12 protein-coding genes are annotated in these 15,772 nt (G+C 43.8%); 8 read left to right on the plus strand and 4 right to left on the minus strand.

Annotated features, from left to right (window positions below; genetic code table 11):
• The first annotated feature begins 4 nt into the window (after nt 1-4).
• Nucleotides 5-1,471: a PD40 domain-containing protein gene (locus tag CI959_RS02690; protein WP_008774458.1), complete on the plus strand. Its 1,467-nt coding sequence runs from the start codon at nt 5-7 to the stop codon at nt 1,469-1,471.
• A 212-nt stretch (nt 1,472-1,683) separates the two neighbouring features.
• Here the strand turns inward: CI959_RS02690 and CI959_RS22055 are convergent, their stop codons facing one another.
• Nucleotides 1,684-1,854 carry a DUF6722 family protein gene (locus CI959_RS22055; protein WP_008774459.1) on the minus strand — a complete coding sequence of 57 codons (171 nt, stop codon included), beginning with the start codon at nt 1,852-1,854 and terminating at the stop codon, nt 1,684-1,686.
• A 235-nt stretch (nt 1,855-2,089) separates the two neighbouring features.
• On the opposite strand from CI959_RS22055, the gene CI959_RS02700 reads away from it, so the two are divergent.
• The 7 genes from CI959_RS02700 to CI959_RS02735 all read left to right on the plus strand — a co-directional run bounded on the left by CI959_RS02700 (nt 2,090) and on the right by CI959_RS02735 (nt 11,526).
• On the plus strand, nt 2,090-3,196 hold the full coding sequence (locus tag CI959_RS02700) for a glycoside hydrolase family 26 protein (RefSeq protein WP_005855204.1): 1,107 nt from the start codon (nt 2,090-2,092) through the stop codon (nt 3,194-3,196).
• A 100-nt stretch (nt 3,197-3,296) separates the two neighbouring features.
• Nucleotides 3,297-4,469 (plus strand): glycosidase, encoded by a 1,173-nt coding sequence (locus CI959_RS02705; RefSeq protein WP_005855202.1) that lies wholly within the window; start codon nt 3,297-3,299, stop codon nt 4,467-4,469.
• A gap of 18 nt (nt 4,470-4,487) precedes the next feature.
• Nucleotides 4,488-5,879 carry an MFS transporter gene (locus CI959_RS02710; protein ID WP_005855201.1) on the plus strand — a complete coding sequence of 464 codons (1,392 nt, stop codon included), beginning with the start codon at nt 4,488-4,490 and terminating at the stop codon, nt 5,877-5,879.
• Nucleotides 5,872-7,071, plus strand: a complete 1,200-nt coding sequence (locus CI959_RS02715) for an AGE family epimerase/isomerase (RefSeq protein WP_008780984.1) — start codon at nt 5,872-5,874, stop codon at nt 7,069-7,071. Before CI959_RS02710 ends, CI959_RS02715 begins: the two co-directional genes overlap by 8 nt.
• 81 nt (nt 7,072-7,152) lie before the next feature.
• Complete coding sequence (locus tag CI959_RS02720) at nt 7,153-8,574, plus strand: sialate O-acetylesterase (RefSeq protein WP_005855197.1); 1,422 nt, start codon at nt 7,153-7,155, stop codon at nt 8,572-8,574.
• 351 nt (nt 8,575-8,925) lie between these two features.
• Nucleotides 8,926-9,771 carry an AraC family transcriptional regulator gene (locus tag CI959_RS02725; protein ID WP_005865576.1) on the plus strand — a complete coding sequence of 282 codons (846 nt, stop codon included), beginning with the start codon at nt 8,926-8,928 and terminating at the stop codon, nt 9,769-9,771.
• Nucleotides 9,772-10,215: 444 nt separating this feature from the next.
• Nucleotides 10,216-11,526, plus strand: coding sequence for an NAD(P)/FAD-dependent oxidoreductase (locus CI959_RS02735; protein WP_008780983.1), 1,311 nt, complete (start codon nt 10,216-10,218; stop codon nt 11,524-11,526).
• Here CI959_RS02735 and CI959_RS02740 read toward each other — a convergent pair.
• The 3 genes from CI959_RS02740 to CI959_RS02750 all read right to left on the minus strand — a co-directional run bounded on the left by CI959_RS02740 (nt 11,521) and on the right by CI959_RS02750 (nt 15,753).
• A complete protein-coding gene (locus tag CI959_RS02740) occupies nt 11,521-13,626 on the minus strand; it encodes an outer membrane beta-barrel family protein (RefSeq protein WP_057316661.1) in 2,106 nt (701 codons plus the stop codon). The two genes, CI959_RS02735 and CI959_RS02740, sit on opposite strands and share 6 nt — an antisense overlap.
• A gap of 81 nt (nt 13,627-13,707) precedes the next feature.
• Nucleotides 13,708-13,923 (minus strand): hypothetical protein, encoded by a 216-nt coding sequence (locus CI959_RS02745; RefSeq protein WP_005855187.1) that lies wholly within the window; start codon nt 13,921-13,923, stop codon nt 13,708-13,710.
• Between the two features lie 165 nt (nt 13,924-14,088).
• Nucleotides 14,089-15,753 carry an AMP-binding protein gene (locus CI959_RS02750; protein ID WP_009276793.1) on the minus strand — a complete coding sequence of 555 codons (1,665 nt, stop codon included), beginning with the start codon at nt 15,751-15,753 and terminating at the stop codon, nt 14,089-14,091.
• Between the last annotated feature and the right edge of the window lie 19 nt (nt 15,754-15,772).

Raw genomic sequence — 15,772 nt, forward strand, 5'->3', positions numbered from 1 at the left:
GGCCATGAGAAAGCTTATCTTATTATATAGTATATGTATAGCGTTATTTACCGCTTGTGGGAATTCGGTAGTATCCCCCGAACAAATAGAGAAATACCCGTCCATCTATCCGGATTATATCGGGGTGACAATACCCGCCACGATAGCACCTATGAATTTCTCTTATACGGATACCTCCTATGAGCGGATAGATGTTATCGTAAAAGGGTGCCAAGGCAAAGAGGTGCATATAAACGCGAAGCATGTCAATTTCTCGGAAAAAGAGTGGAAACAACTGCTCATCTCCAATCAAGGCGATAGTTTACTCTTTACTGTCAGTATCAAGCAAGAGGGTAAATGGAGTACTTACAAACCTTTCCCCATGTACATCAGCCCCCACCCGATCGATTACGGCTTAGTATACCGAAAGATCGCTCCCGGTTATGAAGTCTACAGCCGTATGGGTATTTATGAGCGTGATCTATCGTCTCATAAAGAAAGGCCTTTGGTGGAAAACACGCTGGTCAAAGGTATGTGCGTAAACTGCCATGCCTTTAACCGTACGGACCCGAGCCATTTCAGTCTTCACATCCGAGGAACGCATGGAGCCACTTTTATGAGAACCGACAATAAGGATGAATACCTCAACACGAAAACAGATCAGACAATCGCCGCTTGCGTCTATCCCTACTGGCATCCCGGAGGCGAATATATAGCGTATTCCACGAACAACACCCGACAATCGTTCCATACGGTTAAGGACGAGCGGGTAGAAGTATTGGATTTGGAATCTGATATAGTCGTTTACCATCCGGCAGATCATCGTCTACTCCTTTGCGATTCTTTGCAAAAGAAAGACAGGTTCGAGACCTTCCCTGCGTTCTCCCCGGATGGTCGTACGCTTTACTTTTGTTCCGCCGAAGCTAAAAAGATTCCCGAAGAATATAAAGAGATAAGATATAATTTATGTAGTATCGATTTTGATCCCTCTGCCGGTACATTCGGGAGCCGTATCGATACGTTGGTGAACGCTGAGGCTTTAGGGAAAAGCGTATCTTTTCCCCGCCCTTCCTATGACGGCAAATATATTATGTTCACCTTATCCGATTACGGAAACTTTTCGATCTGGCATAAAGAGGCGAATCTATGGTTACTGGACTTGACAAGCGGAGACCTCCGCGAGCTATCCGAAGTAAATAGCGATGATACCGAAAGCTTTCACAACTGGAGTAGCAACTCCCGCTGGTTTGTCTTCAGTAGCCGCCGGGGTGACGGCCTTTATACCCGCCTTTATCTGGCAAGCATGGATGAGAATGGCAAGATAAGCAAGCCCTTTCTCCTTCCCCAGGAAGATCCGGAAACCTATTACGATCGCTCTGTCTATTCCTATAATGTCCCGGATTTCGTCAATGCCCCTATTCTGCTGGACACGAAAGTATTTGAGAAGAGGATAACTTCAAAAGAGCGTATACAGGTTCAAGTTGGGGACTAGAAACCAAGGGTTACCAAAAACAATACACGGATCTTATAGAAAAAATAAATAATTCCATAAGATCCGTGTATTGGGTATAGTTCTATATCTAGATGTTCGCTATAGGTTCTTCAGCCATTTCTTACCGGATTTGGTATAAGTCCATGCAAGAAATATCCCCATTACCACGATAATAATTAAAAACAAAAATGTCATGTTATTCATATCTGTTATTATTTAAATATTCTATTTGCACAAACCGCAATCATTCCTGTACCTCCTAAACCTGTTATGAGCATTACCCACTGTGAAAAATCATTCGGATTCTTATACAACGGGATAACCCCACATATAACTACACCCGCAAAAGTCAGTTTCGCCAAATCATAAAAGAACTTTCCCAAATTCTCCTTTCGGGCTTTCTCTCATTCTCTCCCTTCCTTCACTTGTTCTTGTAAATCATTCCATTTTCCCATAGTCATTCTATTTGATTAATTAACATGCACAAAGATAACAATGAATTCCAAATCAAACAACCGTTCCGGTTAAAATGAAAATAATATCGCTATCAGATAAAATAATACTAGATTGTCTGCCCGATACCTCTTACATTCGCGTTCATAAAGAAAGACAGTTATCATGAAGAACACGAAATTAATTACCATGTTATGCCTAGGGGCACTAATCGCCTGTTCACCGTCGAAGAAAGGACTAGAACCGACAAGCGAACAGGTTTCGCCGAGAGAACGTTTAATAGAGAACCTACGTGCGACTCCACAAAAAGGAATCATGTTCGGACATCACGATGATACGGTTTATGGGATCGGATGGGAATTTGACGAAGGAGGCTCAGACGTGCAAAAAGTATGCGGCGATTATCCGGCCGTTATCAGCTTTGATCTTGGAGAGATCGAACTCGGGGGAGATAAAAGCCTTGATAAAGTACCTTTCGAGAAAATACGCAAGGAAATCATCAACCAATATAACCGGGGAGGCTTGGTATCTTTAAGTTGGCATCCCCGTAACCCTAAAACCGGAGGGGACGCTTGGGACGTATCAGACCATGCTGTCGTGAAATCGATCCTTCCGGAAGGGGAGAACTATGAGAAATTCCAAAGTTGGCTAGGCAAAGTGAATGATTTCATCCTTTCCTTGAAAACAAGCGATGGCACCAAGATTCCCGTCCTATTCCGTCCTTGGCACGAACACACCGGAAGTTGGTTCTGGTGGGGACAGAATTTATGTACCACGGATGAATACAAGGCGCTATGGCGAATGACCGCCGATTATCTAAACGCTCACGGAGCGGCAGACCAGATCGTTTACGCTTATTCCACAGGTACGGAGCCGCGGGATCAAGCGTCTTATCTGGAACGTTACCCCGGACATGACTTGATCGACGTCCTAGGCTTCGACGCTTACCAACGGGAAGATAAGGATTTCTTCTTGAAAAGCATGGATACCAGTCTTTCCGTAATAGACAGCATAGGCAAAGCCAACCATAAGATCATAGCGATCACGGAGACCGGCTACGAAGGGGTACCAGACTCCACATGGTGGACGGGAACCCTGCTGCCTGCCATGGAGAAATATCCGGTCGCTTATGTATTGGTATGGAGAAACGCCCGTGAAAAAGTCACTCACTTTTTTGGCCCTTATCCCGGACAAGCCTCTGCCGAGGATTTCAAGAAGTTCTTTGAAAATCCGAAAACATTGTTCGCCTCCGATATCAACCTATATAAATAACATCATACATAAACCAGATAAATCACGTCATATCCAGTTGTAGAGACGGGGCGTGCCCCGTCTCCCACCATCTGATAATATCATTTAAAGCAAAAACATCATGGAACAATTTCAAGAAAAAGTAAACGAACTCTTCGCTAAACACGAAACCTTGTTAAGCCGGAAAAATATCCCTTTAGAAGACGGAAACGGAATCTTCACCCGTTATCAACACCCTGTACTGACAGCCGCGCATACCCCGATCTTCTGGAGATATGACTTAAATGAAAAGACAAACCCCTACTTGATGGAACGCATCGGCATGAACGCAACCATGAACTCCGGTGCGATCAAATGGAATGACAAATATATATTAATGGTACGTGTAGAAGGAAGCGACCGTAAATCCTTCTTCGCCGTAGCCGAAAGCCCGAACGGAGTAGACAATTTCCGCTTTTGGGATTACCCGGTAACCATGCCGGACGATCTTGTCCCGGCCACGAATATTTACGACATGCGCCTAACCGCTCATGAAGACGGCTGGGTTTACGGAATCTTTTGCGCCGAGCGCCATGACCCGAACGCAGCTCCCGGAGATCTATCCTCGGCAACCGCCACGGCAGCTATCGCCCGGACAAAAGACTTGAAAAACTGGGAACGTCTCCCGGATTTAAAGACCAAGAGCCAACAACGTAACGTCGTATTACATCCGGAATTCGTAAATGGCAAATACGCCCTTTACACCCGCCCCCAAGACGGATTTATCGACGCAGGAAGTGGCGGTGGTATCGGATGGGCCTTGATTGATGATATCACGCACGCCGAAGTCAAGGAAGAAACCATCATCGACCAACGTTACTACCATACGATCAAGGAAGTGAAAAATGGCGAAGGCCCCCACCCGATCAAGACACCGAGAGGCTGGTTACATCTCGCCCATGGCGTACGGGGATGCGCCGCCGGATTACGTTACGTGCTTTATATGTATATGACCGCATTGGAAGATCCCACGAGACCTATCGCCACACCCGCCGGCTATTTCATGGCTCCGGAAAATGAGGAACGGATCGGCGATGTATCCAACGTTTTATTCTCTAACGGATGGATCGCGGATGAGGATGGAACCGTGTATATTTACTATGCGTCTTCCGATACCCGTATGCACGTGGCTGTATCCACAATCGATAAATTGGTAGATTACTGCATGAACACTCCGGCCGACGGGCTGACTACGACCGCATCTGTCGAGACGCTGAAAAAGCTAATCGATCGAAATCTTCCACTCCTGAAATAACCTACAAAAACCACTCATATGATTAAACTAACAGAGAAGATAGGCTACGGTTTCGGGGACATGGCATCGTCCATGTTCTGGAAACTGTTTGGCGCTTACTTGATGATTTTCTATACGGACGTATTCGGATTACCGGCAGCAGCCGTAGGTACGATGTTTTTGATAACTCGTATATGGGACTCGGTCTTTGACCCGATTGTCGGCGTTGCGGCGGATCGTACGCAAACACGCTGGGGAAAATTTCGCCCTTATTTGCTTTGGCTGGCGATCCCGTTCGCCGCTATCGGAGTGCTCACTTTCATGACTCCTTCTTTCGGACAAACAGGTAATTTGATCTATGCCTATATCACCTATTCCTTGATGATGATGGTGTACTCCGCTATAAACGTGCCTTATGCGTCCTTGCTTGGAGTAATGAGCCCGTTGCCACAAGACCGTAATACCCTTTCTACGTACCGTATGGTATTCGCCTATATTGGCAGTTTTATAGCCCTGTTGCTATTCATGCCGATGGTGCGTTTCTTTAGTGGAAATAGCGATGAATTGGCGGATCAACAACATGGATGGACCATGGCTGTCGTAGTTATCGCTATCCTGTGCGCCATTCTCTTTTATGGATGTTTCGCATGGACAAAAGAACGGGTAAAACCGATTAAAGAGCAACAAGGCTCGTTAAAAGATGACTTGAGAGATCTATTGCACAACAAGCCTTGGTGGATACTATTGGGAGCAGGTGTCTCCGCTCTGGTTTTCAATTCCATCCGCGACGGGGCTACCGTATATTATTTCAAATACTTTATCATTGAGGAAGCCTATGCCAATGTATCTCTTTTCGGAGTCTCCTTCGTCTTAAGCGGATTATATCTGGCGGTAGGACAGGCGGCCAATATTGTCGGCGTGATCTTGGCCGCCCCATTAAGCAACCAGATCGGAAAGAAAAGAACCTATATGGGCTCCATGCTGATCGCCTCGGTTTTAAGCATCCTCTTTTTCTGGCTCGACAAGACGGATCTAGCCCTGATATTCACGTTCCAAGTGTTCATCAGTATTTGTGCCGGTAGTATTTTCCCCCTACTTTGGTCCATGTATGCCGATTGCACGGACTACTCAGAACTAAAAACAGGGAACCGTGCCACAGGATTGATCTTCAGTTCCTCGTCCATGAGCCAGAAATTCGGATGGGCGATCGGCACGGCAATCACAGGCTGGCTACTCGCTTTCTTCGGGTTTCAGGCCAATACCGTACAAAGCGAGGAAACGATTAGCGGAATCAAGATGTTCCTCAGTTTCTTACCGGCCGTAGGTACGATCCTGTCCGTTGTATTTATCGCCTTCTACCCGCTTAGCGAGACAAAGATGAAGGAAATCACCGCTACGTTAGAAACCAAAAGAAAAGAAACAAATGAATAAAATCACCGAAGATTTACAAAACGAGGTTCAATGGGAGCTAGAGAACAATATCCTCCCTTTCTGGATGAACCGAATGATAGATAGTGAGTATGGTGGTTTCCATGGGCAAATCACGGGAAACAATCAACGAGTCGTACATGCCCCTAAAGGCGCCATCTTGAACGCCCGTATCCTATGGACATTCTCCGCCGCATACCGTTTATTACGAAAGCCGGAATATCTGGAAACGGCGACCCGTGCCAAACGTTACCTTATCGATAAATTCTACGACCAAGAATTCGAGGGTATTTACTGGGAATTAGACTATACCGGTCAACCCGTGCAAACCAAAAAGCAAATCTACGCCTTAGGATTCGCTATCTACGGATTAAGCGAGTACAACCGGGCTACCGGAGATAAAGAAGCGTTGGATTATGCGATCCGTCTCTTCAAGGCAATCGAACAATATAGTTTCGACCCGGAAAAGAACGGTTATATGGAAGCCTTTACGAAAGACTGGAAACTGATAGAGGATATGCGACTAAGCGACAAGGATGAGAATGAGAAAAAAACTATGAACACCCATCTGCATATCCTCGAACCTTATACTAACTTGTATCGGGTATGGAAAGACGAGCACCTCAAAAAACAACTCCGAAACTTGATCCTGATTTTCACCGACAAGATTCTGGATCACCGTACCTATCATTTAAACCTCTTTTTCAACGAGGATTGGGAAAGCAAATACCGTATCATCTCCTATGGTCATGATATAGAGGCATCTTGGTTACTGCATGAGGCCGCTATCGAATTGGGAGACAACGAGATTCTTCAGAAAGTAGAGCCCTTGGTTCAAAAGGTAGCGATAGCGGCCGAAGACGGGTTATTAGCGAACGGTAGCCTCATTTACGAGTATCACCCGAATGAGAAGAAAGCCGACACGGACCTGCATTGGTGGGTGCAAGCCGAGAATGTAGTGGGTCATTTCAACTTGTATCAACATTTCGGAGATGAGCCTGCCTTAGGCACAGCCTATACATGCTGGAAATTCATTCAGCGTTATTTGATCGACAAGGAACAAGGGGAATGGCATTGGAGCGTATCGCTCGATCACGAGATCAATCGCGAGGATGACAAGGCCGGTTTCTGGAAATGTCCCTATCACAACGGACGGATGTGTATGGAGATTATCGAACGACTTGCCGGCGAATAACCGTCCGGCAGACCGCCTGCCGGCTCTTTTTTATCAGATTAACAACCGTCGGAAGCTTCCGACATCAAAAAAACAAGCGATATGAACAAATTCTATTGGATGGTGATAGGCCTCCTTCTCGGTTTGGTGAACCTCCGGGCCGAGATCAAGCTGCCAGCTTTGGTAAGCGACAACATGGTACTCCAACAAGCCACTAAAGTACGGCTCTGGGGAAATGCAACCCCAAATTCAAGCCTGAAAGTCCGTAGTTCTTGGGACAATACGGAATACACGGCCCAAGTAAACGATCAAGGCAGATGGGAAATCTGGGTTCAGACGCCCTCGGCCAGTTTCGAAAAGCAACAGTTAACATTAAAGAATGGACAAGACAAGATTGTCTTGCATGATCTTCTGATCGGCGAGGTATGGTTCGGTTCCGGCCAATCCAATATGGAAATGCCATTAAGAGGTTTCTGGCACTGCCCTATCGAGGGAGGAAACCACGCTATCGCTACATCCGGGAAATATAAGAACTCGATCCGTTACGCTACGATCCAACGGGTCGGAGCCTTGGAACCGAAAGATTATCCGGTAGGTGGCGAATGGAAAGTATGTGATCCGCGAAACGCCCCGGAGTTCGGAGCTACCGCCTATTTCTTCGCGACCCTATTGACCGAGGTATTGAATGTCCCGGTAGGTATCATCAATTGTAGCTGGGGCGGTTCCACGGTTGAAGGTTGGTTGCCCAAAGACATCCTGCGGAATTATAGCGATATAGATCTATCCTTAGCGGGTAACGATGAGAAAATCCATCCGATGCTACAACCCATGATCATGTATAACGGAATGCTGAAACCGGCCAGCAAATATACGGTCAGAGGTTTCCTATGGTATCAAGGAGAATCAAATGTCGGACACCCGGACTACGCTAAACGCCTAGCGACAATGGTAGAACATTGGAGAGGATTATGGGGACAAGAAGAATTACCTTTCTATCTGGTAGAAATCGCCCCTTACGAATATGGAGAAGGAGACCAAGCCGCGTACCTTCGTGAAGAGCAATACAAAGCTACCCGATTGATCCCCAATAGCGGTATTGTTTCCACGAACGATCTGGTACAGGATTACGAGAAACGGCAAATACACCCCAAAGAAAAACAAAAGATCGGTGAGCGTCTTTGTTATATGGCTCTAAACAAAACCTATGGTTATACAACCATCGCTTGTGAGGGCCCCCAATACGATCATATGGAAGTAGATAAAGATAAAATCATTCTTTTTTTCAAGAATGCGGAAGATGGCTTCAATCGAGATAACGGGATCATAGGCTTCGAGATAGCCGGAAAAGACATGCGTTTCCACAAGGCTAACGCAACTATAGACGCTAACAAAAAAACCGTTATTATCTCAGCTCCAGACGTAAAAGCCCCAATAGCCGTTCGTTATGGCTTCCGGAATTTCCAAATTGGCAACTTGCAAAACGTACAAGGATTACCGGTGCTTCCATTCCGCACGGATAAATAAAACGACTAAGAAAATAAAATACAATACGTTATAATATTCAAGCTTGTTCACACGTAATGTCTTATTTTCATCTGTAAGACGTATTTAGTTTTTATTTCATTCTATTGTGATAATAGAAATTACCCTCCTAAAGTATTAGTGAACTTAATTCTTCCCATAAAAAAATGGGAGATCTTATTTTACAAGGAATCAGAGACCTCCTCTGATTCCTATTTATTTTTCATTCATATCATAATGTATACAAAAAATGATAGTTTGTATACAGACCATACTAATACATTGCGCTTTTTTTGCATCTAGATTTACTGAAGGGGGAAATATTTGTATAACAAACTAAATAACAATAATTTTATGAACAAGCTTATTAACAGAATTTCTCCGGAAACATCTGAAAACCGAATCTTACACGCTGGCTTTAGTATCATATTGATGTCAGAGGAAATAACACAAACCCTATCTGGTTTATCCAGCGATATGATTATTTTTATCTTAAGCGGATCCATAACTATATATTCCACTAAAGAAGAAAAGAAAACAATCGGTGAACAGTATATGATCTTTCTAAGATCATTTGAAAATTACACATATGATATCACACTAGGTTCAAAAATCATCATTTTCTTTTTTGACAGTTTAACGATGAATGAGTTACCGTATTACCAACATCCGTACGGAATATTACCTCAACCTATCTCTAAGTGGATAGAACTGAAAATAGTGGAACCTTTATACGGTTTTCTAGAACTTGTCGGACAATATCTTGAAAATAATTTCCTGAACTACCCTTTGTATGAATTAAAGAGAACGGAATTATTCTACTTACTGAAAAAGCTTTATAGAAAAGAGGAATTAGACTACTTTTTCTATTTATCAAGTACGCATTCAGCAGAGTTTGAGAGACTCATCGCCGAGAATTATATAAAAGCTAAAACAGTAACAGATCTAGCTCAAATGATAGGTTACGGAGTAAATTCCTTTCGGATGAAGTTTAAAAAAGTTTTCGGTATTCCAGCCTACGAATGGCTGATGCAAGAGAAATCCAAACGACTATTGGTCGCCATAGCTAACAGCGAGGATGATTTTAAGAATATAATAGATGAATTCGATTTCTCCTCGCATTCGCATTTCTACAAATTTTGCAAGGCACGCTTTGGATATAGTCCCACGGAGCTAAGGAAAAAACTTAAATCGTTGTAAAAAACACCCCCTATCAGAATATACATTTAAATTGTCAAGTTGTATAACTCCTAATAAGTTATACTCATTTATCTTTGCCTCATTGATTTTAGACACCTATCCGTATGGATGATCTAATAAAAGATAGTGTATAATGACCACCATATTTTTTTATGTTTTACTATTCCAAATTAAAGACTGGGATAAAATTTGTGAAGAAGAGGGTAAAATGACATCGCCGATAATTTGCTATATTTTGCTAGGGGTTATCTTATTCATAATCTTGATGCGTATACTTTCCATATTGCAGTTTTTGCGATTGAAGCGGAAGGTAAAGAAACGTATTTCCCCGAAACACGATAAACCTTCCTGTAAATAAAGCCTCTACCCGCTTACATTCATTAATAATTAACGGAAGAACCAATTCGCTTCTTTCTATGTTTATATAAAAAAAGCGTTTAGATCATGGGCTTCAACATTCCTTACACAGACAAAAAGCGGGTCGTAATTATCGGGGGCGGATTTGGAGGGTTAAAACTAGCTGAGAAATTAAAAAAGAGCAAGTTTCAAGTAGTCTTAATCGACAAGAACAACTATCACCAGTTTCCTCCCCTGCTTTATCAAGTAGCGTCCTCCGGCTTAGAATATAATGAAATATCCTTTCCATATCGAAAGATATTCCAGAAGAGAAAGAACTTTTACTTCCGGTTGGCAGAGGTCTATGGCGTCAATCCGAAAGGGCATACCATTCAAACCTCCATCGGCGAATTGGAATATGATTATCTTGTAATCGCCGCTGGAACTATCACCAACTTCTTTGGAAACAAAACGATCGAGGAACAGTCTCTACCCATGAAAACGGTAGAAGAGGCGTTAGCTTTACGAGACACCTTATTAATTAATTTAGAGAAAGCGACTACTTGTACGGACCCGGACGAGAAGCAAGCTTTGCTAAATATAGTTGTTGTAGGTGGAGGGGCTACAGGTGTAGAAGTATCCGGCGCCTTATCCGAGATGAAACGGTTTGTTTTGCCGAAAGACTATCCGGATCTAGGAAACTTTCATATGAATATCTATCTGATAGAAGGGTCCTCTAAATTACTAGGGGCCATGTCTCCGGAAGCCTCCTCCAACGCTAAACGCTTCCTTGAGGATATGGGCGTTAACATCATTCTTCAGAAGCGTGTCGTGGACTATAAGGATGGGAACGTTTTCTTAGATGACGGACAAACCATACCCACTAGGACCTTACTTTGGGTAAGTGGTGTGAAAGCGGTGCATTTCGATCATATCGAAGGAGAACTCTTGACCCGGGGGGAACGGATTATCGTCAATGAATGTAATCAAGTAAAAGGCTTATCCAATATATTCGCCATAGGAGATGTCTGCTGGATGGCAGAACCGGATTACCCGAACGGACATCCGCAAGTCGCTCAGGTAGCGATTCAGCAAGGTGAGTTATTAGCCGAAAATCTACAACGGATCGAGGCTCTAAAAAAACCGAGACCTTTCCATTATAAGAATTTAGGAACTTTAGCTACTGTCGGCAGGAATAAAGCGGTTGCCGATTTAAATAAGGTGAAATTACATGGATTTACGGCATGGTTGGTTTGGATGCTCGTACATTTACGTTCCATCTTAGGAATCAAGAATAAGCTAATTGTACTGATCGACTGGATCTGGAATTATTTCACGTACGACCGTTCCATGCGTTTCATCTTGTTCATCCAAAAGCACAAACAAGATGGAACACAGGGCACGGAACCTACTTTATAAACTATAAGTCAACGTAAGCCAAGCTACCCGGGCATCACGATTGCGCTTTTGCGTCATTTCTAAGTTCGGGGCATCAATAATCGTTGTTTCTTCTAAACTATCGAATATATTGTTGATACTTAAGTTCGCGCATAATTTACGATTGAGGAAATATTGAGAGAGACCGGCATTTACGCTATAACGGCCTTTGATCTTACCTTGAGGCGTAAGCTGGTCGGAAACGTAGAAGCCGTCTACCTGAAAATCCGTAGTCGGCGTAATACTTACATTTACATTCCCCTTCACATCCCAGCAAACCAAGGATTTCTTCTCGTCATAGCCTATCGTACGCCCATCGATCTCGTCCCGATAGATATCCCCGGAGAAACCGACCGTCAAGATACGTACCGGATTCCAGCTACCGGACAAGTCGGCTCCGACTGCTTGGCTATGTCCGATATTCTCTTTCTTCCAAACCGTCTCGTCATTTACTTGGCTAGCGGTTTCCATGATACGATTCGTACGATTCCGGTAATAAATAGCCGGAGTCAAACGGAGACGGGGAGCCGAGAACTGATATCCTAGCTCTACGTTATGGATAAACTCATCCTTCAAGTCCGGATTCCCCTGTATGATATGGGTAGGATCACTGTTATTCAAGAAAGAGCACAAATAGCTGCCATTCGGACGAATCGCCCGTTGCTGATAACTCAAGCTTAAGCGATTGCTCTTATTCACCTCATAAGTAAAACGGGAACGAGGATACAAATGAAAACGGGAACTCTTGTTCTCTTTGCCTTTTATCCCCTGCCAATAAGGATCGTTGATCCAAGAAGGGCTAAACTCATCCATCTTAAAATGACTAAATTCCGCCTGTATCCCTATCTCCGCATTAAAAGCGCCCCAATTCTTAACCACGTCCGCATAGATCAAATTCAGATAACGGTTGAAATCGTAATTATACGATTTCGCCGGACTTAACTCAAAACTACCGTCAACCTTATCAAAAGCAGCCGTCAGATAATCCTCGTTTCGCACACGACCTATATAACCAAGCTTGAAATCCCAACCATCGATCTCCTGCCCATATCCAAATCCCCAGAAATAATTATGTTTCGTATGGTCGATAGATTGGTTATCCTCCGAGACGATATTCCCGTTTTGAGGATTCTCATTCTTGAAATCATTATCCTCATCATACGAGAAATTATTATAGTTGAATACGGTATAAAAACCTTGATTCTCCGAAATCTCATGGTTCCAATACGCTTCGGCGGCATAAGCTTCCTGGCGCTGGTCGTTATACCGATTACGGATCACGTACTTCATTTGCTTCCCTTTCGGGTTGAATACCCGGTTGTTAATGCGTCCATACCGGCTATAATCCATCAAATGATACAGGCCATGCACGGTGATCCGGTCTTTCGCGGAAAGATCATAGTCTACTTTCATATCCGCCACATGTACGTCCGGACGAGCCGTGGCATTATTATTCATCTCCGTCCGGTTTTTAGCGGTCGCGGTCGATTTGCTGAAAGATCGTTCCCGGTATTCCCTCCTATAATTGTATTTCGCGTTGATATGGAATTTTCCGGGATGCAAATTCAATACCGCTCCCGCGTTATATCGCTCATTCCATCCCGCCCCAAGCGTAACATATAGAGGGGAATCTCCCGTTCCATACATACGAGGCACCAGATTGAGTATGCCCGCATCACCATCCGGCACCGCATTAATCGGAGGAAACGCACCTAATGAGATCTGGTTAAAGAACAGGGCGGGAAGTTGGATCAGCACGTCACCGCTATATTCTTCCAGCAAACCGTAAGGAACTCCATCGACAAGCATCCCGACATTACCGGAGCCCCTGTATGTAACGGCTCCTTCCATATCGGTTATGACAGAAGGCAATTGGCGAAAAGCATCCGCCGCCGTATTGGTAACGCTACTCAAGTTATTATCTACCCGCAAGATTTTCATCCCGCCCCTCTCGCTCAACCCGGCGAAACGGGTACCCTGAATCTCTATATTCCGGATCGTAAGCGTCGTATCGGCAGGAGTCTGCGAGAATACCGGCATAGCCAATAGAGCGGCCAATGGAAGAAGTAAAATTTGTCTCATATCATTATCTATGGTTTATAAACAAAAAAAGTCTGTATGTTCAACGCATACAGACTGTCCTCAAAACTCGTTTACTGATTATTATTCAGCAGGAGCAGCTTCTACGGCAACAGAGTCAGTAACCTCGACAGCTACAGAATCAGTAGCAGCAGCATCCTCTTCTACTACAGGAGCTTCCTCAACTACAGTAGCCTCTTCTGTTTCAGCAACAGATTCGGTAGATTCAGCAGATTTGTTGCCACAAGATGCGAATGATACAGCTGCGATAACAGCAGCAAATGCAACTAACTTTTTCATTTTGTTCTTAATTTAAACGGTCTATAATATCTTGTTGTTGTAAAACGATGCAAATGTATGTATTAATCATATATGTTGTACAACATAAGACGTTTTTTTTTGAATTATTTTCTACCGCTTTTACAATATGCTGAATATTAGCTGCGTTTGCTTTCTATTTATTTATCAATAATTACTGTATAGGTAACGCTTAATGCTTTTCTTCGGTGTTTTCTCGAATTCTGTCGGATACAATTGTATCTCCGAGATCGTTTCGTAAGGAGCCAGGAGCTTGTTCAACTCTATCCTATTTTGTTCCATGATAACTGGAAGATCCGTATGCGAGATACCCGTACTATCCACCGTATCGTAATCCGGATACACCATCCCGATCAATTTCCCGTTTTTCTCCACGACCAAACTCTCCATCACGAATGGCAAATTGTTCAATTTGGATTCAATCTCTTCCGGATAAATATTTTGTCCGCTAGCGCCCAAGATCATCGTCTTGCTACGTCCACGTATAAAAATACGGTTGTCATGATCGATCGTACCCAAATCACCCGTCCTTAGCCAGCCATCTTCCGTGAAGACATTTTGGGTTGCCTCATCATTCTTATAATAGCCTTTCATTACGTTCTCGCCCGATACTTGAATCTCGCCTACCTTATTATAAGGGTCTTCCGAATCGATACGGACTTTCATGATCCCTTTCAAGATCTGTCCGCAAGAACCGGGCACATACTCATTATTATGGTCATAACTGATCAACGGGCCACATTCCGTCATACCATAACCGATCGTGAACGGGAATTTGATCTTATACAAGAAATCCGTTACTTCTTGATTCATGGCGGCGCCCCCCACGATCACTTCACGGAAACGTCCTCCCAAGGCATCCACCAAATGTTTGCGGATCTGCGCATAGATACGTGAATCCAACAGTGGGATATTCAAGGCCAACTTCAAGGTTCGCTTATTCAACTGAGGAAGGATCATCTTCTTATAGATCTTCTCCAAAATCAGGGGAACCATCAAGATCAAGTTCGGCTTCACCTCTTCGAATGCCTTTAATAAGATTTTAGGAGACGGCACCTTACCTAATAAATAGACATGCACACCGAATGCCATGGGTACCAATAAATTGAAAGCGCAACTATAGGCATGGGCCAGAGGCAGGAAACATAACTCACGTTCACCCCGGAACAATAGATCCAGTGTCCGGGCATACGTCACGTTTCCGGCTAAATTATTCCCCGTCAACATAACCCCTTTGCTAAATCCGGTCGTACCCGATGTATAGTTGATCTCTACCACCTTGTCATTATCCAGCTCAGCGTATTTGATATCCTCTTGGGTGAAGCCATCCGGATATTTCTCGGTCATCTTCTCATCCAGCGATTTCATCAACTTCTGGATATTCTCTCCATCCCGTTGATGCAAGCAACGATAATCGGAAAGAGAGAATACACCGCGAACCTCTTCTATCTTATCTTCCTCCAAAGAATCCCAAATCCGGTCGCTAACAAACAAAAAGACAGATTCCGAGTGGTTAATAATATGATGTACATCATTCGGATTAAAGTCCTGAAGAATAGGCACGATAATCGCCCCATAAGTAACAACCGCCATATAAGCGATGCACCAACGGGAGCTGTCTTTACCGATCAACGCGATCTTGTCTCCACGACGGACTTGGCACTCATGGAATAAAAGATGAATACGTGCGATCTCCGTCGCCACATCACCGAAAGTAAAGGTCTTACCTTTCCCGTAATCCGTTAATGCCGGCAAGGCCCAGTTTTCCTTGAAACTCTCCTCGTAAATCTTAATGAAATTCTCTTTGATCATAGCACACTTTTGTGAAATT

The sequence above is a fragment of the Parabacteroides sp. AT13 genome, from assembly GCF_002272965.1.
GTDB classification, from domain to species: Bacteria; Bacteroidota; Bacteroidia; order Bacteroidales; family Tannerellaceae; genus Parabacteroides; species Parabacteroides distasonis.

Excerpts from the sequence above, each read along its gene's own strand:
- CI959_RS02725 (WP_005865576.1), top strand. The coding sequence starts at position 8,926 with ATGAACAAGCTTATTAACAGAATTTCTCCGGAAACATCTGAAAACCGA.
- CI959_RS02705 (WP_005855202.1), top strand. The coding sequence starts at position 3,297 with ATGGAACAATTTCAAGAAAAAGTAAACGAACTCTTCGCTAAACACGAA.
- CI959_RS02735 (WP_008780983.1), top strand. The coding sequence starts at position 10,216 with ATGGGCTTCAACATTCCTTACACAGACAAAAAGCGGGTCGTAATTATC.
- CI959_RS02715 (WP_008780984.1), top strand. The coding sequence starts at position 5,872 with ATGAATAAAATCACCGAAGATTTACAAAACGAGGTTCAATGGGAGCTA.
- CI959_RS02720 (WP_005855197.1), top strand. The coding sequence starts at position 7,153 with ATGAACAAATTCTATTGGATGGTGATAGGCCTCCTTCTCGGTTTGGTG.
- CI959_RS02740 (WP_057316661.1), bottom strand. The coding sequence starts at position 13,626 with ATGAGACAAATTTTACTTCTTCCATTGGCCGCTCTATTGGCTATGCCG.
- CI959_RS02710 (WP_005855201.1), top strand. The coding sequence starts at position 4,488 with ATGATTAAACTAACAGAGAAGATAGGCTACGGTTTCGGGGACATGGCA.
- CI959_RS02750 (WP_009276793.1), bottom strand. The coding sequence starts at position 15,753 with ATGATCAAAGAGAATTTCATTAAGATTTACGAGGAGAGTTTCAAGGAA.
- CI959_RS02690 (WP_008774458.1), top strand. The coding sequence starts at position 5 with ATGAGAAAGCTTATCTTATTATATAGTATATGTATAGCGTTATTTACC.
- CI959_RS02745 (WP_005855187.1), bottom strand. The coding sequence starts at position 13,923 with ATGAAAAAGTTAGTTGCATTTGCTGCTGTTATCGCAGCTGTATCATTC.
- CI959_RS02700 (WP_005855204.1), top strand. The coding sequence starts at position 2,090 with ATGAAGAACACGAAATTAATTACCATGTTATGCCTAGGGGCACTAATC.